Annotated in this window: 18 protein-coding genes; 4 read left to right on the forward strand and 14 right to left on the reverse strand. The window is 44.5% G+C overall.

From position 1 onward, the window contains the following. Nucleotides 1-9: 9 nt before the first annotated feature. Complete coding sequence (locus tag FYJ57_RS08990; protein ID WP_154432399.1) at nucleotides 10-1,299, reverse strand: bifunctional folylpolyglutamate synthase/dihydrofolate synthase; 1,290 nt, start codon at nucleotides 1,297-1,299, stop codon at nucleotides 10-12. Nucleotides 1,300-1,501: 202 nt separating this feature from the next. Between FYJ57_RS08990 and pyrB the strand changes: the two genes are divergently transcribed. From pyrB to FYJ57_RS09005, 3 genes are read left to right on the forward strand one after another with little or no spacing between them, the layout of a single operon-like run. After that, nucleotides 1,502-2,422, forward strand: a complete 921-nt coding sequence (gene pyrB, locus FYJ57_RS08995; RefSeq protein WP_154432416.1) for an aspartate carbamoyltransferase — start codon at nucleotides 1,502-1,504, stop codon at nucleotides 2,420-2,422. Then, on the forward strand, nucleotides 2,416-2,853 hold the full coding sequence (locus FYJ57_RS09000) for an aspartate carbamoyltransferase regulatory subunit (RefSeq protein WP_022173013.1): 438 nt from the start codon (nucleotides 2,416-2,418) through the stop codon (nucleotides 2,851-2,853). Before pyrB ends, FYJ57_RS09000 begins: the two co-directional genes overlap by 7 nt. Before the next feature lie 14 nt (nucleotides 2,854-2,867). Next, nucleotides 2,868-3,680 (forward strand): AraC family transcriptional regulator, encoded by an 813-nt coding sequence (locus tag FYJ57_RS09005; protein WP_205839944.1) that lies wholly within the window; start codon nucleotides 2,868-2,870, stop codon nucleotides 3,678-3,680. Between the two features lie 133 nt (nucleotides 3,681-3,813). Here FYJ57_RS09005 and larB read toward each other — a convergent pair whose 3' ends face one another. The 10 genes from larB to FYJ57_RS09055 all read right to left on the reverse strand — a co-directional run bounded on the left by larB (nucleotide 3,814) and on the right by FYJ57_RS09055 (nucleotide 15,094). Next, nucleotides 3,814-4,566 (reverse strand): nickel pincer cofactor biosynthesis protein LarB, encoded by a 753-nt coding sequence (gene larB, locus FYJ57_RS09010; RefSeq protein ID WP_117523589.1) that lies wholly within the window; start codon nucleotides 4,564-4,566, stop codon nucleotides 3,814-3,816. Between the two features lie 65 nt (nucleotides 4,567-4,631). Then, entirely contained in the window at nucleotides 4,632-6,893 is a 2,262-nt protein-coding gene (gene lon / locus FYJ57_RS09015) for an endopeptidase La (RefSeq protein ID WP_154432401.1), read from the reverse strand. 251 nt (nucleotides 6,894-7,144) lie between these two features. Further along, nucleotides 7,145-8,653 (reverse strand): C40 family peptidase, encoded by a 1,509-nt coding sequence (locus FYJ57_RS09020; protein ID WP_154432402.1) that lies wholly within the window; start codon nucleotides 8,651-8,653, stop codon nucleotides 7,145-7,147. Nucleotides 8,654-9,159: 506 nt separating this feature from the next. Beyond that, entirely contained in the window at nucleotides 9,160-11,235 is a 2,076-nt protein-coding gene (locus tag FYJ57_RS09025; protein ID WP_154432403.1) for a heavy metal translocating P-type ATPase, read from the reverse strand. 33 nt (nucleotides 11,236-11,268) lie between these two features. Then, entirely contained in the window at nucleotides 11,269-11,562 is a 294-nt protein-coding gene (locus tag FYJ57_RS09030) for a DUF6110 family protein (protein WP_328597456.1), read from the reverse strand. A 183-nt stretch (nucleotides 11,563-11,745) separates the two neighbouring features. Beyond that, nucleotides 11,746-12,171 (reverse strand): transcriptional repressor, encoded by a 426-nt coding sequence (locus FYJ57_RS09035; protein ID WP_154432405.1) that lies wholly within the window; start codon nucleotides 12,169-12,171, stop codon nucleotides 11,746-11,748. A gap of 28 nt (nucleotides 12,172-12,199) precedes the next feature. After that, entirely contained in the window at nucleotides 12,200-12,340 is a 141-nt protein-coding gene (locus FYJ57_RS09040; RefSeq protein ID WP_154432406.1) for a FeoB-associated Cys-rich membrane protein, read from the reverse strand. A 38-nt stretch (nucleotides 12,341-12,378) separates the two neighbouring features. After that, nucleotides 12,379-14,520, reverse strand: a complete 2,142-nt coding sequence (feoB, locus tag FYJ57_RS09045) for a ferrous iron transport protein B (RefSeq protein ID WP_154432407.1) — start codon at nucleotides 14,518-14,520, stop codon at nucleotides 12,379-12,381. A 105-nt stretch (nucleotides 14,521-14,625) separates the two neighbouring features. After that, nucleotides 14,626-14,847 carry a FeoA family protein gene (locus FYJ57_RS09050; protein WP_154432408.1) on the reverse strand — a complete coding sequence of 74 codons (222 nt, stop codon included), beginning with the start codon at nucleotides 14,845-14,847 and terminating at the stop codon, nucleotides 14,626-14,628. A 34-nt stretch (nucleotides 14,848-14,881) separates the two neighbouring features. Continuing rightward, nucleotides 14,882-15,094 (reverse strand): FeoA family protein, encoded by a 213-nt coding sequence (locus FYJ57_RS09055; RefSeq protein ID WP_154432409.1) that lies wholly within the window; start codon nucleotides 15,092-15,094, stop codon nucleotides 14,882-14,884. 309 nt (nucleotides 15,095-15,403) lie between these two features. Here FYJ57_RS09055 and FYJ57_RS09060 point away from each other — a divergent pair, with 309 nt between their 5' ends. Beyond that, nucleotides 15,404-15,772, forward strand: a complete 369-nt coding sequence (locus tag FYJ57_RS09060) for a metal-dependent transcriptional regulator (RefSeq protein ID WP_154432410.1) — start codon at nucleotides 15,404-15,406, stop codon at nucleotides 15,770-15,772. Nucleotides 15,773-16,023: 251 nt separating this feature from the next. Here the strand turns inward: FYJ57_RS09060 and larC are convergent, their stop codons facing one another. From larC to FYJ57_RS09075, 3 genes are all read right to left on the reverse strand, one after another. Continuing rightward, a complete protein-coding gene (gene larC, locus FYJ57_RS09065) occupies nucleotides 16,024-17,376 on the reverse strand; it encodes a nickel pincer cofactor biosynthesis protein LarC (protein WP_154432411.1) in 1,353 nt (450 codons plus the stop codon). Between the two features lie 222 nt (nucleotides 17,377-17,598). Next, the gene (gene spoIVB, locus FYJ57_RS09070) at nucleotides 17,599-18,798 is read right to left on the reverse strand and encodes a SpoIVB peptidase (protein WP_154432412.1); all 1,200 of its coding nucleotides are present in this window, start codon (nucleotides 18,796-18,798) and stop codon (nucleotides 17,599-17,601) included. A gap of 87 nt (nucleotides 18,799-18,885) precedes the next feature. Continuing rightward, a complete protein-coding gene (locus FYJ57_RS09075) occupies nucleotides 18,886-20,937 on the reverse strand; it encodes a GGDEF domain-containing phosphodiesterase (protein WP_154432413.1) in 2,052 nt (683 codons plus the stop codon). Nucleotides 20,938-21,150: the final 213 nt, after the last annotated feature.

Genomic DNA, 21,150 nt, shown 5'->3' on the forward strand with positions numbered 1-21,150 from the left:
TTTCTTTTCCTATTCCAAATTTTCACTTAATTTCGTCAGATCACCGATAAAAGACAGCGAACCGAATGCCACGATCACATCTTCTTTTCCGGCCAGCTTCATGCCAAGCTGCAGGGCTTCCTCCAGAGAATCTGCCACATATACCTGTTTCGGTGTCTTATATCTGCAAAGAACCTCTCCCAGCTCTTTGGCGGGAAGTGCCCGGGAATTATCCGGGGTTTCCATCGCAATGATCTCCCTTGCCATCGGTGCCATTCTTTCTGCAATGGTTTCATACTGTTTGTCCCGAAAAACTCCCATCAGGAAAACAAATTCCCTGTTCGGAAAATACATTCTTAAAGATTCCTGCAGTTTTCTGGCCGCATCCGGATTATGTGCACCATCTACTACCAGATAAGGGTCTTTTTTCAGAATGGTAAATCGACCATTCCATCGTGCTTTTTCCATACCACTTCGGATCTGCTCCCCGGAAATCTGATACCCTGTATCCTGCAGAGCCCGAATACCCGCCAGTGCAAGCACTGCATTTTCCAGCTGATGTGAACCGGCCAGATGAATGGTATAGGTCTCTTTCTGATAGCGGAATACCATGTGGTCAAGATCTGCTGTTACAAGCTCTGCTTCTGTTTTATCCCCAACATACAGCGGGCATCCCAGCTTCTTACTTTCCCGTTCGATGACATCCATCGCCTCTTTTTCCTGTCTGCAGGTGACAACACGGCTGCCGGGTTTGATAATACCGGCTTTCTGACCGGCGATTTCTCCCAGCGTATTCCCCAGATACTCCATATGATCCATACTGATGGATGTGATCACCGCCAGTTTTGTATTTCTGATCACATTCGTTGCATCTGTCTTTCCGCCCATGCCACACTCCAGCAGGACAAAATCACAGTTCTTTTCCTTATAATATAGAAAAGAAATGGCAGTCTCAATCTCAAAAGGAGACGGCAGCGGCTTATGCTCTTCTTCCAGTTCCCCGATAGCTTTCACCACAGGATCCATCAGTCGCCCGAAAGCTTCTTCTTCGATATATACTCCGTTGATCTGGATCCTTTCCCGGTATTCATACAGTGTGGGGGAGATAAATCTGCCGATCCGGTAACCTGCTTCCTGAAGGACTGCTGCCAGATACGCACCAACGCTGCCTTTCCCATTGGTTCCGGCGATATGGATAAACTGCAGAGTTTCCTGTGGATTCCCCAGTTTTTCCAGCAGGCAGGTAATTGCTTCCAGTCCCATTTCACCGCCGAACCGATGACTTTCATCTATATATGTTCTTGCTTTTATATAATCCATAAAATATGGAACCTCCTATTGCGAGTAAACTGTTGTTATTATAGTACAAACGACACCATTTGACAAGGAACAGTTATTCCTGAAAATCCGACAAAATCCTTTATTTTTCTCTTGCAATCCAAAAGTATTTATTATATGATGTTAGGCAGAGTAAAAATCGATGGTACTCTTTATAGTTTTATAACATACAAGGAGGTATATGATGAGACATCTGATGAGTCCTCTGGATTTCTCCGTTGAGGAGCTTGAGCATCTGCTGGATCTGGCAAATGACATTGAACAAAACCCTGAAAAATACGCACACGCCTGTGATGGTAAAAAGATTGCTACTTTGTTCTATGAACCAAGTACCCGTACTCGTCTCAGTTTCGAAGCTGCCATGATGAATCTTGGCGGAAAAGCTCTTGGTTTTTCTTCCGCCGATTCCAGTTCCGCTTCCAAAGGTGAAAGCGTTTCTGATACCATTCGCGTTGTTTCCTGTTTTGCAGACATCTGTGCCATGCGTCATCCAAAAGAGGGTGCCCCGCTGGTTGCTTCTTTGGCTTCTAAAATTCCCGTGATCAATGCCGGTGACGGCGGACATCAACATCCTACTCAGACATTAACTGATTTATTAACGATTCGTTCTCTTAAGGGACGGCTGGATAACATTACGATCGGTCTTTGCGGCGATCTGAAGTTTGGACGTACCGTACACTCTCTGATCGAAGCTCTGGTTCGTTATCCAAATGTAAAATTCGTCCTGATCTCTCCGGAAGAACTCTGTATCCCGGACTATATCCGTGAAGATGTGCTGAAAGCCAGTGGTCATGAGTTTGAGGAAGTAACCCGTCTCGAAGACGCACTGCCAAAACTGGATGTCCTTTACATGACACGTGTACAGAAAGAACGTTTCTTCAATGAAGATGATTATGTTCGTATGAAAGACTTCTATATTCTGGACAAGGAAAAAATGAAACTTGCCGGACCGGATATGCTGGTTCTGCATCCACTGCCTCGTGTCAATGAAATCTCCACAGAAGTAGATTCTGACCCAAGAGCTGCATATTTTAAACAGGTACAGTACGGCGTCTATGTCCGTATGGCACTGATCCTGACTTTACTGGAGGTAAAAGTATGTTAAATGTAGGACGTATCGAAGAGGGATTTGTTCTGGACCACATCAAAGCCGGCAAATCCATGACAATTTATCATGATCTGAAACTTGACAAGCTGGACTGCTGTGTTGCCATCATCAAAAACGCCCGCAGCAACAAAATGGGAAAAAAAGATATCATCAAAGTAGAATGCAGCGTAGATATGCTGGATCTTGATATTCTCGGATTTATCGATCACAACATCACTGTGAACGTGATCCAGAACGGCAAGATTACCTCAAAGAAAGAACTGCATCTTCCGTCTCAGGTAGTCAACGTAATCCGTTGCAAAAACCCTCGCTGTATCACTTCTATCGAACAGGAACTGGATCAGGTATTTATCCTGACCGATCCGGGAAAAGAAGTATACCGTTGCAAATACTGTGAAGAAAAATACAGAGGACACCGTAATAAATAAAAATGAGGACCGTGATGACTGTGGAACATTCAAACACAGAGAATACTACTGCACTTCGTATCTATTATTGCGGAAGGGAGCAATGTGCTCCCGGACACTTTTGGGGGCCGGCTATCCGCCCCCATTATTTGCTTCACGTTGTTTTGCATGGAAAAGGGGAATTCTTCTATCAGGAGAAAAAGTATGAGCTTTCTGCCGGCGATGCCTTTTTAATCGAACCGATGCAGACCCATTATTATCAGGCAGACAAAGAAGAGCCCTGGGAATATGCTTGGGTTGGATTCGACGGAAGCTGCGTGGAAGAGGTTCTCTCCTCCACAATTTTCCAATCTTCCCCTGTCTTTACCACGGACTCTGCTCTGTGTATTCAGCCCATGATCCGGCTGAATGCCCTGTTTTTTGCTCCCGAAAAGAATCCATTGGGACTGGCATCTGCTTTTCTCCGGCTGCTCTCCTGTATGACCCGTCTGGACACTTCCGGTCGAAATGATCACAATGAACAGTATTATCAGCAGGCACTGGAATATATCAGCAATAATTACTCCTATAATCTTAAGATTCAGGATATAGCAGATTATATCGGCGTGGACAGAACTTATCTTTACAAAATTTTTATGCGGGAAGCGCAGATTTCTCCGAAACAGTATCTCCTTCAATACCGGATCCGTGCGGCAGCAAAACTTTTACAGACACAAAATTATAACGTGACAGAGATTGCTTATTCCTGTGGCTTCCGTGATTCTGCTGCTTTCTGCTATCATTTTCGACAGCAGATCGGCATGACACCAAGACAGTACCGGGAAAAGATACGAAGTGGTACTTATTAAGCAAGTATCAATCCGGATCCGCTTGTTGTTCGCGTAAAAAGATGAAAGGAATCGGGAGTCAGAATAATCTGACTCCCGATTCCTTTCATCTTTTCTTTTATCCTATTCTTTTATCATAGCTGTGTGGTCTATTCTATTTTTCTTTCACACCCATTCGGTTAATCTGTGTTGCAATATAACCGGCACCATATCCATTGTCGATATTTACCGTAGCAATCCCGTTGGCGCAGGAATTGATCATCGTGAGCAGCGCGGATATTCCATTCATACTGGCACCATATCCCACGGAAGTAGGTACGGCGATCACCGGTTTATTCACCAGACCACCCAGCACGCTTGCCAGTGCGCCTTCCATCCCTGCCACTGCGACTACGCAGTTTGCATCCTGGATCGCATCCAGCCTTGCAAAAAGACGATGGATACCGGCCACACCCACATCATAGATCCGTTCTACTTTTGCTCCGAAATATTCTGCCGTCTGTGCGGCTTCTTCCGCTACCGGGATATCAGCTGTTCCCGCTGTACATACAGCAATCAGGCCGACACCCTCTTTCTTTTCTTTATTCTCTATTTTCAGGATATGCGAGATCGGATCGTACTGGATCTGCGGATAAATTTCTTTCAGCATCTGGTACTGATGCTCGGATGCTCTGGTTCCAAATACCTCTCCATTCGCTTCATATAACCGTTTTACGATTGGCACCAGATGTGCATCTGCCTTTCCACTGCAAAAGATCACTTCCGGAAAACCGGAACGGATCTGTCGGTGCATATCCAGTTTGGCATATCCCATCTCATCAAAAGGAGCTTTCCGAAAATAGTGTTCTGCTTCTTCAACAGAAATCTCACCCTGTTTTACTTTTTCCAATACTTCTCTCATATCCATCTCTTTGTTCACCTTGTTTTCCTGCTCAATCTTCCTTTGTGATACGTTCTGTTTCCCCTGTTTATTCAGGCAAACACCAGTCTCATGACCTGGTCTACTGTTTCTACCGGGACGATCTCCAGTTTTTCTTTCACTTCTTCTGCTACTTCTTCCAGATCTCTCTCATTTTCTGCGGGAATAAATACTTTTTTGATACCTGCCCGCTGAGCTGCCATCAGTTTTTCAGGAAGACCACCGATTGGCATCACACCACCCCGCAAAGATACCTCACCGGTCATGGCATATTCCGGATTCACCGGTGTATCTGTCACCAGCGAAGTCAGTGCCGTCACCAGTGTGATACCTGCGGAAGGACCGTCTTTTGGAACTGCACCGGACGGGACGTGGATATGCAGATCATTTTCTTTAAATAAATCGGCTTTGTCCGGATGACGTTTTTTCACCAGTGTGATCGCAATCTGTGCTGATTCTTTCATCACATCTCCCAGCTGTCCGGTGATCGTGATTTTTCCGGAACCTTTGGTAAAAGAAGTCTCGATAAACAGAATCTCTCCACCGGCGCTTGTCCATGCAAGTCCGGTCATCACACCCGGCTGTGGATGTTTCAGGATCGTATCATGGATGATCCCCGATCCCAGGAATTCCTGTACCCGTTTTTCATTGACAGTAATATTTTTTTGCTCTCCCCGGACCAGTTTGACCGCAGCATTCCTGCAGATCACATCCACCTGCTTCTTTAATCCGCGCACACCTGACTCTGCGGTATATTCCGCAATTATTTTCTCCAGGGCACCATCCGTAACCTTCAGGTTCTGTGCCTTGATTCCCATCGCTTTCATCGCTTTCGGAAGCAGATGTCTTCTTGCGATATGAAACTTCTCCAGTGGTGTATATCCCGGAAACTGAATCACTTCCATACGATTTAACAGCGGTTCCGGAATCGTATCCGTACTGTTTGCCGTACATACAAAAAATACATTTGACAGATCATAGGGCACATTCATATAGTGATCTGTAAAGCTGTAGTTCTGTTCCGGATCCAGCACTTCCAGAAGGGCACTTGCCGGATCTCCGCCGTAATCTTTTGCCAGTTTATCCACTTCGTCCAGCACCATAACAGGATTCTGAGCCTTACTTCGTTTCATACCTTCCATAATCCGGCCAGGCATTGCACCTACGTACGTTCTTCTGTGACCACGGATCTCTGCCTCATCCCGGATGCCTCCAAGGCTGATTCTTACATATTCCCGGTGCAGTGCCCTTGCGATACTCTGACCGATACTGGTTTTACCGGTACCCGGAGCACCCACAAACAGCAAAATAGAACCGGACTGTTTTTTATTCAGTGCCATCACAGCAAGCTGTTGAATGATACGTTCTTTCACTTTCTTCAGACCGTAATGATCTTCATCCAGAATCTCCTCTGCTTCCTGCAGATTGATCTCCGACTGTTCTTTTGTTTTCCAGGAAAGTGAAGTTACAAAATCCAGGTAGTCATACAGCATACCATATTCATGACTGTCTTTTCCTTCCTGTTTCATCCGGTTCAAAACTTTCTCAGCCTCTTTCCTGGCTTCTTCATTCATGCCGGACTGTGCAATCTTTGTTTCAAATTTACGTACATCCGATATATTCTCCGGATGCATCTCATCCAGCTGCTGTTGCAGCAGTTCGATCTGTTTTTTAATCGCAGATTCCCGGTATGCCTGTTCATGAATCTCTTTCTGTGCTTCTTCAGCTTCTTCGCCTACATGGAATATCTCCATAAATTCATAAACAGCTTCCTCAATTTTTTTGCATCGTTCTCTTCTGGAATCTGTCTCTATGATACCATATTTCTCTTCCCATGTGATATTAAAATAAGAAGAAAGTGCACATCCTATTTCTTCTACATTTTTCCAGTGCAAAATCACCCCACGGGCCCAGACTCCCCATGGGAATCCTTTGACGAAACGAAGGATATCCTGTTTCATCTTTTCAAACAATGCTCTCTCTTCTTCTTTCGGAAAATCATCTACATCCGGAAGAAGCGAAGCATCTGCAGTAATCACACCATCTTTTCCCATCTCAGTATCAGAAATCTGTACCCGTTCTCTCACTTTGACACGTACATTTCCTTCTTCATCTACGCTGTCGATGGTGCCAATCACACCAATGGGATAAAAATCATCCGGTGTCATCTGCTCCTTTTCTTCTTTTTCCATTACAAATAATATATCTTCTCCAACAGATTCTGCTGTTATCTCTCCACTGGGAAACACATCTTTTTTAAAGAAAAATGTCACACCTGGCAGTAACAACAGGTCAGAAATCGGCAATGTAATCATTATGTTTCCTCTTTGTTCTTCTTTTGTTAGCACTCAATCTTTACGAGTGCTGATTTTTCATCTTCTATTCTATCACGTTATTTTGAAAATGCAAGTAAAATACGTAAAAAAAGAAAAGCAACCCGAACCTTGTATTCTGGTCACTTTTCTTCTTTTTGCTGTAATGTATATCAACCCCTAGTACATTGTTTTGCTGATACATTTGCTGTGTTTCTACCTATTATAATAGCAACTCAAAAACTATGTTTTTGTCAGGTGAAGCGGCGAATCGCAAGGATTGTCTTGCAATTTGCACTTCTGTCATGGGTGATACCCCATTTTGTTCCTTTCGCTTCCACGATTCCGCCATTTCCGTCGTAGATAGCCACATGTCCGGAATAACAGATCACATCACCTGCTCTTGCTTCAGATAAACTTGAAACTGCTGTACCAAGGCTTCTCCATCCTGCTGATGTGGTATAACCACCACTGTAAGCACCGGTGTTTTTCAGCACCTGATATACGAAATGAGAGCAATCAATACCATTGGTCAGGGAATTACCACCCCATACGTATGGATTACCGACAAACTGATCTGCATATGCTACGATAGAACTGCCGGATGCCCCACTGCTGTTTACAGGACCGGAACTGCCTGTCGAACTGCTTTTGTCTGAACTGCTGCCGGAACTTGCAGTACTGTTATTGGTGCTTGTACTGCCGGAACTTGCAGTACTGCTGCCTGTTGCTGCATTACTGTTGTTTGTTGTACTGTTGTTTCTGCTGTTTCCACTGCTCTGTGAAGTCGAACTGTTGCCGGAAGAAGTACTTGTCGAGCTAGCCGCTGCTGCCTGCTGACGGCTGGCTTCTTCGGCTGCTGCCTGCTGTCTTGCTGCTTCTTCTGCCGCTGCCTGCTGACGGGCTGCTTCCTCAGCCGCCGCCTGTCTTGCCGCCTCTTCTTCAGCCTGTCGTTTTTCTTCTGCAATCTGATCCAGCTGCGCCTGTTGCTGGCTGATCAAATTACTGATCTCATTTGCCTGCTGCTGGGCTGTTGCAATCTGGGCTTCGTAATCACTGCTGGTTGCTTTCTTTTCATCCATCTGTGCCTGTAAGTCTGCCTGCTGGCTCTGCAGATCTGCCTGCTGGCTTTCCAGGGATGCTTTCTGTGTCTCCAGGTCACTCTTTTGTGTCTCCAGATCCGCTTTCTGATTCTCCAGATCTGCCTTCAGATCGGACACCTGCTGTACCACTTCTTTAAAAGCTTCCAGATGTTTTCTGTCATAATCGTGCATGTTCTGTGCATATTCCACTTTATTCAGAAGAGACGTGATACTGTCCGCACCGCTTAACATATTCAGCCATGCTTCATTTCCACCATTCTCATATATGTACTGGATACGTTTTTTCATATCCGCATACTGCTTGTCGCGATCTGCCTCTGCATCCTGCAGCTGGCCGGCAGTTGTCTCAATCTCTCCCTCTTTTTCCGTAATATCTGCTTCTTTTTGTGCAATTCCATCTTCTGTACTTGCAATGTCTGTTTTGGTAGCATCAATCTGAATCATCAGATCTACCATATCTGCATCCATAGCATTGATTTCTGACTGGATCTGCTGCTGCTGTTCAGACAAAGAAGCAATGGTATCATTTGTCTGACTTAACTGGCTCTCTGCCTGGGCTTTCTGCTGTCTGATATCTGATTCTGTATCAGCAAAAACCGTAAAAGACTGAGAAACCATCATTGCAAGTCCCAAAAACGCACATACTACTCTTTTTTTCATGTAAAACCTCTCTTTTTATTGCCTTTGTTGCTTTGTTTTTTAATGACTTTGTAACAATTTCGTTACTTTTTATATACTACCATGTTCCCGGAGCAAATGCAAGAAGTATGTCTCATAATTCGCAGAATGTTCACAGAATGGCTATTGTTCACTCCATTCCCAGTATCTCGCTTCGCAATGCACAGAATTTTCATCAAAAAAAGAGAACCGGATCTTTTCCCCGGTTCTCTTTTTACTGATTGTAACTGTTCAGTAACTTCACAGTTACGAGCAAAAATGCATTTAAACGATAAAAACACGCTTTGCGAGTTTTTATCGTTATCGCGGCACTCATCAAGGTTCCGTGCAAGCACGGACTTTGACTCGTTGCTCGCGTAAATCACCTTCGGTGATGCATTTTTGCTTGTATGTCTCGGGATTTTGGCATATTTATGCCAAAACACCTCGCGGGATAATGGCTACTGAATACTTACCACTGATTATCCCTTATTCATAGGCTTTTTTGCTTAATCGATCAGGTTCTGCATGCTCTTCAGTCCTATAACCAGCGTAGAAGTATTATGCAGCAATGCGGAAGTGGTTGGCTGTATGATACCGGTCACACCAAGAGCGATCAGTCCGGCATTAATCAAAATAATCGAACGATAGTTCTTGTGGATCCGTTTCATCAGCCCGTTACTGATTGCTTTTAATGTAACAATTTCGTAAAGATTATCCGCACCGATTGTTACATCTGCTATTTCACGGGCAATCTCCGCACCGTCACTGATAGCGATTCCCACATCTGCAGCTGACAGAGCCAGTGAATCATTGATACCGTCACCGATCATGATCACTTTTCGTCCTGCTTCTTTTTCACGTTCCACAAATCCCGCTTTATCTTCCGGCAATACTTCCGAATAATATTCATCTACACCAATCTGTGCTGCTACAGCTCTTGCGGTACGTTCGCTGTCTCCGGTCATCATAACTACTTTGCTGATTCCCGCCCGTTTCAGAGAATTGATCACCGGGAACGCTTCCTGACGGATCGGATCATGGATACAGATCACCGCAGCCAGTTTTCCGTCAATAGCCAGATACAGATGGGAATACTCTTCCGGAAGTACTGCGAATTTTTCTTCCATGCCTTCCGGAATCACACAATGTTCATCTTCGAAGACAAAATGAGCACTTCCGATGATTACTTTATGTTCATCTATCATTGTAGATATCCCATGTGCAACAATGTATTCTACTTTAGAATGCATCTCTTCGTGGGAAATATTCCGCTTTTTGGCGGCATCAACCACAGCCTTCGCCATAGAATGTGGAAAATGTTCTTCCAGGCAGGCTGCGATACGAAGCAGTTCTTCTTCGGAGCGCTCACAGAAGGTCTCTATTTTAGCAACTGTTGGTTCTGCTTTCGTCAGTGTACCGGTCTTGTCAAATACGATGGTATCGGCCTGTGCGATCGCTTCCAGGAATTTACCACCTTTTACCGTGATATCATACAGACTTGCTTCCCGGATCGCCGAAAGTACGCTGATTGGCATCGCCAGTTTCAGCGCACAGGAAAAATCTACCATCAGTACCGCCAGTGTCTTTGTCATATTTCGTGTGAGCAGATAGGTCAGGCCGGTACCCGCCAGTGTATACGGAACCAGACGGTCTGCCAGATGTTCAGCTTTTCCTTCCACGTTGGACTTGAGTTTTTCGGACTCTTCGATCATGGTAACGATCTTCTCAAACTTACTTCCACCGTTGACTTCCTTGACACAGATGGTCAGTTCGCCCTCTTCGACCACGGTTCCGGCATATGCATATTTCTGTGCATTCTTCTGAACAGGAACCGATTCTCCGGTAAGTGATGCCTGGTTGACCATAGCATCTCCGGCTGTTACCACACCGTCAAAAGGAATCACATTGCCCATATGAACAACGATCTCATCTCCTGTCCGGATCTGATCTGACGGAACCAGAATCTCCTGTCCGTCTTTCATCAACCATGCTCTGGATACGTGCAATGACATGCTTCTTGCCAGATCATCCACAGATTTTTTATGGGTCCACTCTTCCAGAATCTCTCCGATTCCCAGAAGAAACATAGTGGATCCTGCGGTCTCAAAGTCTCCGCGGAAAATGGATACACCAATCGCAGTTGCATCCAGAACCGGGACTTCCAGTTTCCCTTTAGCAATCGTCCGTACTCCATGCCACAGATATTTCACTGATTTGACTGCGGTGATCACGGAACGGACAGATACCGGAAGAAACATTTTGCTTCCCATACGCATAACCACTTTATTGACCAGTTTTTCCCAGTACTCATTCTGCAGTTCCCGGCCGGAATTTTTCAGATAAGTCTCCGGTACTTTGGCTGTCTCATAATGGAAAACTTTCAGTGCCCGGATTACTTCTTCCCGGTCTCCCACAAAATTAATTGTGGCATCCTGTGTTTTCTCACGGCCTTTCACCCCTGTCACCAGTTTCTGGCTGCTCAGATAATAAAGTAACGTATCTGCCTGCTCAAATGTCATACGATTCTGAAGAAGATGAACACGCATACGTCCTCTGATTTCATGTTTGATTATAAATTTCATTGAATAACACTGTCCTTGTGTGAGTTTAGCATTTTATTCTTCTGTAAAATCTTCTGCTGTCTCTGCAGTCTCCTCTGTATCTTCATCTTCTACAACAGCTGTTTTTGCTGCACGTTCTTTGTTGATCTGCTGTGCTTCCGCATAAATATCTTCTGCATTTTCCTGAACAGATGTTACCACTTTCATTACACAGGATTTTGCGCGCAACACTGCAGCCGTGCAGTTTGCATAGAATTTTTTGGCATCATCGCTGGCAAGAATCTTGATTCCAGCAGTGCCAAACAGGACACCACCTGCGAAAATACCTGTTTTTTTTTGCGTCGAAATTTTTTAAAATGTTTGCCATAATATTCTCTCCTTTATGTATGAAAATTTTGTTTGTCAATTATTATATCGCCTTAGAAATAATCTTCAAGTTATTTCTTCTTTAATGATATTTTTTCTCAATTAAGTCCGTTTTGCCAGATCAATTGCTGCTATGCAATATAACAAAACAATCCCAGACACGCTCTAGGAGGCCTGTCCGGGATTGTTCGTGTATTTTACAATTCTTTTGCCGGTCATATAACCGTAGCTTTCCAGTCCACAGGTCAGTACCTGACGGAACTTTCTGTCAGAAAGCCGAAGCACCGTGCCGTCATCCAGTTCCATTCTGCAACAGGGAACACATTCTAATTCTTCGTCAATATCACTGCCGGTATATTTATACATGTTTTTCCGGTTGATCACTCCGATTTCTTCTAATGTATTCACCATGCGGTACACGGTTGCGGCTCCGATACTGGAATCTTGTTTGCAGGCTTTGTAATAAATCTCCTTGCAACAAGAGCAGTCCTCATCCAGAATAATATCAAGGATGATGCGCCGCTGCCGGGTGATCCGGCAGCCACGCTCTCTTAATTTTGAAATTATGATACTCTTTGGCTCTTTCTGCAATTAATGTCAACACCTCCAAATAGTACCTTTAATGGCTGCAATGTCCTCCGCAATGTGAGCAGTCACCACCACACTGCAGTGATTTGCCGTTCTTTTTATCTTTTACCATGCTGCGGACGATGAGTGTTACCACACCAACCAGAACCGCGCCAACAACTACTGTTCCCATGCAAAGGTCTCCTTTCTTAAAGTCAGATCAGACTTTTCTTACGCAACTTTCAATGATTTACTTTCTTTATAAGGTCTGAACAGCATATACAGGAATGCAATCAGCAGTACAACCGCAACTACTGTCCACAGTCCGAATCCACCACCGGTAAACAGAATTCCAAACTGATAGATACACAGAGATACGACATAAGCAAGACCACACTGATATCCGATAGCGAACCAGAACCATTTTGCATTATTCATCTCACGTTTGATAGCTCCCATTGCTGCGAAGCAAGGTGCGCACAGCAGGTTGAATACCAGGAATCCGTATGCTGCGATCGGAGTCATAACCTGTGCCAGGTTGCCCCAGATCTCAGAACCATCTTCTGCAACTTCTGCAAAACCGAACAGCATACCGAAGGTAGCTACTACGTTTTCTTTTGCGATCAGACCGGTGATTGCTGCAACTGCCATCTTCCATCCTTCACCGGCTTTTGTCCAGCCAAGAGGAGCAAAGATCGGAGCGATCACGTTACCGATGGATGCCAGAATACTGTCATTTAACTGTTCTGCTTCCAGCATACCGAATTTTCCGTCTACCCAGCCGAAGCTCATCAGGAACCACAGAACGATGGTAGATAACAGAATAATTGTACCAGCTTTTTTAATAAATGACCAGCCACGTTCCCACATACTTCTCAGTACATTGCCTACGGTTGGCATATGGTAGGCCGGCAGCTCCATAACGAACGGAGCAGGTTCTCCGGAGAACATTTTTGTTTTCTTTAAGATAATACCGGAGCAGATGATCGCTACAACACCTACGAAGTAAGCACTCCATGCTACCCATCCTGCGTTATTAAAGAATGCACCTGCGATCAGGGCAATGATCGGCAGTTTTGCTCCACAGGGAACAAAGGTTGTTGTCATGATTGTCATCTTACGGTCTCTGTCGCTCTCGATCGTACGGGATGCCATGATACCAGGCACACCACAACCGGAACCGATCAGCATCGGGATGAATGATTTTCCGGAAAGGCCGAATTTGCGGAAGATACGGTCCATGATGAATGCTACACGGGCCATGTATCCACAACCTTCCAGAAAAGCCAGGAAGATAAACAGTACCAGCATCTGTGGTACGAAACCAAGTACTGCACCGACACCGGCTACGATACCGTCAAGGATCAGTCCCTGCAGCCAGTCAGCACAGTTCACAGCTACCAGCAGTTTTTCGACAGCCGGAGGAATGATCTCACCAAACAGCACATCGTTGGTCCAGTCTGTCAGGAATGCACCGACTGTCGTAATCGATACATAATAAACAATAAACATAACAGCTGCAAAGATTGGCAGTGCCAGCCAACGGTTGGTCACCCAGCGGTCAATCTTATCGGATACGGTCATTCCACCCTTCCGACCTTTGGTTACGCATTTTCCAATAATGGAAGAAATGTATACATATCTTTCATTGGTGATAATACTCTCGGTATCATCATCGAATGCATCTTCCAGAGCTTTGATCTCATTGGATACATCAGGAACCAGTTTCATCTGTTCTTTGATCTTGTCATCCTTCTCCAGAAGTTTGATCGCAAAGAATCTCTTCTGGGCTTCCGGGATATCCATGCCAAGCATGGTTCCTACAGCTGTGATCGCATCTTCCACTTTACTGTCGAACTCATGTACCGGTGTAACTTCGTTCTTTCTCTCTGCAAGACTTATTGCTTTCTCAGCTGCTTTCTGGATTCCTGTACCTTTCAGTGCGGATATTTCCACAACCTCGCATCCTAACAGTTTGCTCAGTTTGTCAGTATGTATCTTGTCACCCGCTTTTTCTACCAGATCCATCATGTTGACAGCCATGACAACCGGGATGCCCAGTTCCATGATCTGTGTGGACAGATACAGGTTACGCTCGATATTCGTACCATCTACAATATTGATGATCGCATCCGGTCTTTCATTGATCAGATAGTTTCTGGCTACGATTTCTTCCAGAGTGTATGGAGACAGGGAATAAATACCCGGTAAATCCATGATGGTCACATCTTTATGACCTTTTAATTTACCTTCTTTTTTCTCCACCGTTACGCCCGGCCAGTTACCTACAAACTGATTGGAACCGGTCAGCGCATTAAACAATGTTGTCTTACCGCAGTTAGGATTACCTGCTAATGCAATTTTCACTGACATTTTTCTGCTCCTTTTTCTTATTTGTTGAAATGTTGTTTTACACTCCTACTATTTTTTGGTCTGTGCAATCTTTTGTTAGTTTTCACTAACGCACAGGCAAAAAAATTATTCTACCTCGATCATTTCGGCATCCGCTTTACGAAGGGATAATTCATACCCTCTTACCGTCACTTCCACCGGATCACCAAGCGGTGCCACTTTGCGAACGAATACACTTACACCTTTGGTGATACCCATGTCCATGATTCTTCTTTTTACAGGGCCTTCACCATGCAATCTCTTTACTGTGACTGTCTGTCCAACAGCAATCTCTTTCAGAGTTTTCATAACATTCTCCCTCTTTCCTTGATAATCCGCCTGCTTATACCATGATACGGTTTGCCATATCTTTTCCGATGGCCACACGTGAATCTTTCACATTCACGATCAGGTTTCCCTCGATTTCATATACGACTGTAACCTCTCCTCCAGTTACAAATCCAAGATTCTCAAGGAATTTTCTTGTCTCTTCTTTTCCGCCAATCTTTTTGATTGTGTTAGTTTCTCCTGGTTTTACCATAGATAACGGCATCATATCAACCTCTTTTCTTTATTGCGAACATATCAATGTTGTTCCTTACTGGAGTTAGTATATGCTAATATTCATTAGATGTCAAGTACTTGTTGGAAATTTTTTTCAATAAGTATTTTCACAGTAACATTATTCACACGTTTGCCCATGGAAAAAACATGTTTGTCAGTTGAATTTTTGTAATAGTTATGCTATACTTATCTATACTTGATGGTAACTGTTCAGTGTTTTGTATCACAGATACGATCTTCTGGACAGCTGCTTTTCTTTTAGTCATTTTTAGTGGAATTGTTCATGAAGGGGGTTTGTAATATGGCAAAAAATGAATCAGCAGAAAATTATCTGGAGACGATTCTGATACTGAGTAAAAAACTTCCTGTTGTTCGTTCCGTAGATATCGCCACTGAATTAGGTTATAAAAAATCCAGTGTAAGTGTGGCAATGAAGCACCTGAGAGAACATCAGCATATCACAGTCACTGATGCCGGATTCATATATCTTACCGAATCCGGGAAAGAGATTGCAGACATGATTTATGAGCGGCACGAGCTGCTCTCTTCCTGGCTGATGCATCTGGGGGTACCGGAAGAAATCGCAACAGAAGATGCCTGCAAGATGGAGCACGTGATCAGTAAGGAGAGTTTTGAGGCTATTAAGAAGCATGTGGGTGTGCTGTCGTAAGTGTTGAGAAATCGAAATTTAGAAGTCGACCTTTTATTTTTTAAGGTTGGCTTCTTTCTTTTTTGTTTGTTCCTATACGGACGCAAGAGAAAGGCGGAGCCAGGGTGGCACGACGTGGGCAGGGCAACTTTAAGCTTGCTCTAACCTCCCACAAAGTGTCGTGCCACCCTGGCTCCGCCTTCCTCTTGCTGGGTTTCGGCACTCTATAGTGAAATCTTCAGAAACTCATCTATCCAAAATGTCTCTGTTTTTTATTTTTCTATCGCCTGCTTCACACTTTCAAACACATCCTGAAACGCCGTCCCACTCTCCTTGCAAAGTCGAACCACCGATTCATACTCAGGATAAACTTTTTTCATACCATCTTTCTCACAGATCTTCACTTCCGCCTCCCCGTAAGGTGTCTGTACCGTCTTTTTACTTCTCCGAAGCACTGTCCGGTCCATCTTCTGTCTGCGGATCCCAATGGTCGTTGTTTCCCGGAAGATGATATTTTCCAGTTTTTCTCTGTCTTCTTCCATGCAGATCACATTCAGCTGCCACCCAGGGCGGTTTTTCTTCATGTATACAGGGGTGTAATGCACATCTCTTGCACCGGCTTCCATCAGTGCACCGAGAACATAGCCAAGCTGTTCACCGGTACTGTCGTCGATGTTGGCTTCCAGTTTACAGATCTTATCTTCCTGTTTCTCTTCCGTCTCGATCAGCATCGCGCGAAGGACACCCGGGCACTCGTATTTGCGTTTTCCGGCGCCGATTCCCACATTGAGGATGCGGAATGTCTCCGGAAGTGTTTCTTCTGTGCGGACTGCTGCCGCAAAAGCTGCTCCGGTCGGAGTTACCAGTTCTCCTTCCACCTGTGTCATCCTGAGTTTCAGACCGCTGTCCTGGATAATATTGATAACTGCCGGAACCGGAACCGGAAGGATGCCATGCTGACAGCGCACGGATCCCTTTCCCTCACAAAGAAACGGAACAATTACACCATCCACCTGCAAACTGTCCATACAGACCGCAGCTGCAACAATATCCACGATAGAATCCACGGCTCCCACCTCATGAAAATGCACCTGATCTTCCGGTACATTGTGTGCCTTCGCCTCCGCTTTCGCAAGAATCCGGAAAATATCTTTTGCCAGTTCTTTCGCCGTATCCGTCATGTCACACCGGTCAATGATCGGGAAAATATCTCCCAGTCCGCGATGTTCGTGATGATGATGGTGATGCTCCTCATGTCCAGTTTCTTCCTGCGCATGCATCGCTTCCGCCTGCACCGGATCATGATGATGCCCGGCTGTTTCTGCGTGATCCTGGTGATGCTCATGGCCGTGATGATGGTCATGGTCATGCGTATGGCCGTGTCCGTGAAGATACTCCATATCATGATCGTGATTTTCATGCTCCGCATCCAGTTTTACCAGGAAATCCCAGGCATCGATCCCGGACTTTTTCAGCTGCTTTAATTCATAAGAAAATCCTTCCACCGGCATATGATCCAACACACAAAACAGCGGTGTCCGGTCTTTCATAAGACCGGACAGTGCCGCAACTGTCATATCTCCGCTGATTCCCGAATAACATTCCAAATATAATTTCTGTCCCATTTCCCTGTTTCCCCTGCCTGATTTCTTTTACTTTTAAAACGCTTCCGATGAACAAACTTCGTTTGTTCCCGCTCGCTAACGCTCATTATTTCGTGATTTCATCACTCCATAATTTCGCCGTTCGTCAAGAGTGAGCAAGCCCCCTCTGACTCTCTTGCGCTCATTATATCATGAACTAATTTATTTCTGTATTCTTAATTTCTGTATTCTCTGTGTTTTCTGCTATTCCATCATATTCTCAATAAAAATTCCATATCCTTTTGTCGGATCATTGACAAACACATGGGTTATCGCTCCGATCAGTTTCCCGTTCTGCAACACAGGGGAACCGCTCATTCCCTGGACAATTCCACCGGTTCGGGAGAGAAGATCATCATCCGTGATTCGCAGGACAAAACATTTATTGGTATCTCTTGCATTGCTGTCGATCTCAAGAATCTCACACTGATATTCCCGGATTCCATCACCGATATCACAGCGGATCTCCGCTTTTCCTGTCTGAATCTCCTGTTTGAGTCCTGTCGGTATCTTTTTCATGGATTCTGTATATTTTCCGGGTTCCATCTGCCCACGGATACCATACTGAGAATTCCCACATATCGTTCCGATCCGGTTTTCTTCTCTGTAATTGATCACGCCCCGAAGTTCCCCCGGTGTACCGGCTGTACCTTTACGGATAGAAAGAATATCTGCACGGTAAAGATCACCGTCAGAAATTTCCAGTCTTTCTCCCGTGTCTGCGTCACTGATTCCATGACCAAGTGCTCCAAATGTTCCGTTCGGCTCCACATACGTAAGTGTTCCGATCCCCTGAATATTATCCCTCACCCAGATACCGAGTTTATAAGAACCGTCTTCAGTCTCCACCGGTGTCATCTCCAGCTTTATCGTCTCCCGGTGGCGGATCACCTGCAGTTCCATCGGTTCTCCCTGATTCTCTCTTACCAGTTGCATCAGCTGCCTTTTCCCTGTAAGTACTTTCCCATCGATCTCACAGATATAATCTCCCGACTGGATAATATGTTCTGCCGGTGTCCTGCGGATTCCTTCCCGATCCGTGATCTCACCACTGTCAATCACAAGAACACCTTTCGTTTCCATATAGATCCCCACAGGCGACCCACTGACCAGCACTTCCTGCTTTTCCACCGTATGAACCTTAATGGTTTTCAGCGGCAGCACTCCCAGCCATTTGCAGCGAATCTGATAACTTCCATTTTGTGAAACTTCCACCGTTTCATCGTAAGAAATCAATGGTTCCTGAAAAAATGTTTCCCAGTCCGTCTCTTCGTCTGCGTAGACAAATATTTCATCCGGTATGTGATCCTTCATAGTTCCATATATTAATATAAACAGGCTCAGCAGCGTCCCCACCAGAGCGTACCACAAAAATTTTCGATATTTTTTCTGTTTTTCCTGCAAGTTTCCGCCACATCCTTTCGTTTTGTCTTCTCCGTTAGTATGTGACAAACCATTTATTTCACACTTGCAGTTTTTTGTTGTTTTTCATTATTTATCCAGCAGCTTTGAGAATTCTTCCGCAGACATTGGTTTATAATAATAGTATCCCTGCAGATAATCACAGCCGTGGTTACATAAGAACTCACTTTGCTGTTTATTTTCAATTCCCTCTGCTACAACCTTCATTCCCATTCGATGTGCCATATCGATAATTGATATTACAATTGCATCTCTCTTTGGATCCTTTCCGATTTTTTTAACAAACCCCATATCCATTTTCAATGCATCGAAGGTGTAATCCCGTACAGTCTCAAATGTAGAAATTCCGGTTCCAAAATCATCCAGAAAAATCTGAACGCCCTCTTTTCTCAGACGTTTCAGAAATTCTTCTCCCTCTTTGCTGATAATTGTGTATGCGGATTCTATAATTTCATAACGGAAATATTGTTTTGGTACTTTTGTTTCCTGAAGCTCTGTACAGATTCGCTCCATCAACCGGCTGTTCATCAGATCCATACGGGAAAGATTGACCGCTACCGGAATCATTCGTTTCCCTTTGTGATAGCGTTCTTCCTGAAACCTGCGGACCGTCTGATCTATATAGGTATCCAGTTTTGTAATATAACCACTGTCTTCCAGTTCCGGCACAAAAACGGACGGGATCATCGGCTCTTCGCCTGAACTGTTCCAACGAACTAGTGCTTCTGCCGATGCGATCTGTCCTGTTTTTCCCTCCACTACCGGTTGATAACATACCACAAACTCTTCCTGTTCCAATGCCTTTTCCAGATTCAGAAGTGCCAGGTTCTTCTGTTCGTATTCTGTCCTCATATCTTCCTGATAGATCGCATATGGCTGCACATATTGATTGGAAATTTTATTTTTGGCCATTTTGGCCAGATCGCACATCTGAGAAACATCCAGCTTGCATTGCTTGGGAATATAGTAAATACCACAGCGTCCGTATATTTCCACCTGTTCTTCCCCGATTTTCACCTGATACTGCAGAAGTTTTCCCAATGCCGCAGGTTCCAGATTTTTTGCATCGACAAGCGCCTGAAAACGATCTGCAGCCACACGCCCCAGTACCAGTGGACGGAGCGTACTGTTCTGGATCCGGTCCATGTAAGAGCGGATGATTCTATCACCGTTTTCGTATCCATAGACATCATTCAGGCCGGAAAACTTGCGGATATTAAAATAAATAATCGCAAATTGATACCGGTCTGCATTCTTTTTTAAAATATTTTCTGTCTTTCTGACAAATCCGTCACGGTTCAGATAATCAGTAAGCGGATCTTTTTCCATTTCCACTGTACGGTCTTCCACTGCGATCAGCACTTCCCGATATTCTTTATCCAGCCACTGGTAGGTATATCGTTCCGCTCCGCGGTCAGCATTGTACACTGTAAAAGAATATGTCCCTGCCACCTGCAGATTTTCTTCCATAGTATTCAGACTGGCAGAGGTTTGAAACCATTCTGTGCTCTTTTCCTGTATACATTTTTCACTGAGTTCACGGATGAATCCTTCATACTCCAACGGACTGTCACATGGGATTTCCGTGTTCTCAAACGTATGTTTTCGGACAAATACTGTATTTTCCTGAATATCCAGTACAGCGATCATCCGGTATTTATCCCTGAGCAACATATGGGTCATCACACGATTAATATAAGGAATCGTATCATTTCGCCAGATTGCGCAACATTCAACGGTGTGATCCACCGGATGTTCGAACATCTCTATATTAACGGTATAACAGGTAATGTATTTTCCTTTACGAAAACGATATCCAAGTTGTATGTGCCTCTGTCCTGTCTGGAAAATACGCAATAGTTCCTCTTTCAAAAATGTTCTGCGAAATTTCTTCTCTTCCTCATTATCCAGAATATAGGGATAAATCTGTTGTTGCAGCCAGTGCGTCACGCCGCCCGGACGTCCTGTCTCATCCTCCCAGCAGGCTTTTTCCGGGTTTTTCACTTCCCGGACAATATTGTCGGTAATATTAATATAAAACCCATATTGATCCCCGTCTTCACCTGTCATCAGTCGCTGGATCCGCTTTTCATATGGTGTTTCTTTTAAGGATCCCTCCATGGTATTCCACCTGCCTTTTGTTTCTTCTTTTGTAACTGTTCAGTACCTTCACAGTTACAAGTCAAAATGCATTTAAACGATAAAACCACGCTTTGCGAGTTTTTATCGTTATCGCGGCACTCCTCAAGGTTCCGTGCAAGCACGGACTTTGACTCGTTGCTCGCGTAAATCACCTTCGGTGATGGCATTTTGGCTTGTATGTCTCGGGATTTT

Source organism: Oliverpabstia intestinalis (genome assembly GCF_009696065.1).
GTDB classification, from domain to species: Bacteria; Bacillota; Clostridia; order Lachnospirales; family Lachnospiraceae; genus Oliverpabstia; species Oliverpabstia intestinalis.

What these genes read in the sequence shown, in the direction of transcription:
- FYJ57_RS08990 (WP_154432399.1), bottom strand. Translation starts at nt 1,299, where the DNA reads ATGGATTATATAAAAGCAAGAACATATATAGATGAAAGTCATCGGTTC.
- pyrB (WP_154432416.1), top strand. Translation starts at nt 1,502, where the DNA reads ATGAGACATCTGATGAGTCCTCTGGATTTCTCCGTTGAGGAGCTTGAG.
- FYJ57_RS09000 (WP_022173013.1), top strand. Translation starts at nt 2,416, where the DNA reads ATGTTAAATGTAGGACGTATCGAAGAGGGATTTGTTCTGGACCACATC.
- FYJ57_RS09005 (WP_205839944.1), top strand. Translation starts at nt 2,868, where the DNA reads ATGACTGTGGAACATTCAAACACAGAGAATACTACTGCACTTCGTATC.
- larB (WP_117523589.1), bottom strand. Translation starts at nt 4,566, where the DNA reads ATGGATATGAGAGAAGTATTGGAAAAAGTAAAACAGGGTGAGATTTCT.
- lon (WP_154432401.1), bottom strand. Translation starts at nt 6,893, where the DNA reads ATGATTACATTGCCGATTTCTGACCTGTTGTTACTGCCAGGTGTGACA.
- FYJ57_RS09020 (WP_154432402.1), bottom strand. Translation starts at nt 8,653, where the DNA reads ATGAAAAAAAGAGTAGTATGTGCGTTTTTGGGACTTGCAATGATGGTT.
- FYJ57_RS09025 (WP_154432403.1), bottom strand. Translation starts at nt 11,235, where the DNA reads ATGAAATTTATAATCAAACATGAAATCAGAGGACGTATGCGTGTTCAT.
- FYJ57_RS09040 (WP_154432406.1), bottom strand. Translation starts at nt 12,340, where the DNA reads ATGGGAACAGTAGTTGTTGGCGCGGTTCTGGTTGGTGTGGTAACACTC.
- feoB (WP_154432407.1), bottom strand. Translation starts at nt 14,520, where the DNA reads ATGTCAGTGAAAATTGCATTAGCAGGTAATCCTAACTGCGGTAAGACA.
- FYJ57_RS09050 (WP_154432408.1), bottom strand. Translation starts at nt 14,847, where the DNA reads ATGAAAACTCTGAAAGAGATTGCTGTTGGACAGACAGTCACAGTAAAG.
- FYJ57_RS09055 (WP_154432409.1), bottom strand. Translation starts at nt 15,094, where the DNA reads ATGATGCCGTTATCTATGGTAAAACCAGGAGAAACTAACACAATCAAA.
- FYJ57_RS09060 (WP_154432410.1), top strand. Translation starts at nt 15,404, where the DNA reads ATGGCAAAAAATGAATCAGCAGAAAATTATCTGGAGACGATTCTGATA.
- larC (WP_154432411.1), bottom strand. Translation starts at nt 17,376, where the DNA reads ATGGGACAGAAATTATATTTGGAATGTTATTCGGGAATCAGCGGAGAT.
- FYJ57_RS09075 (WP_154432413.1), bottom strand. Translation starts at nt 20,937, where the DNA reads ATGGAGGGATCCTTAAAAGAAACACCATATGAAAAGCGGATCCAGCGA.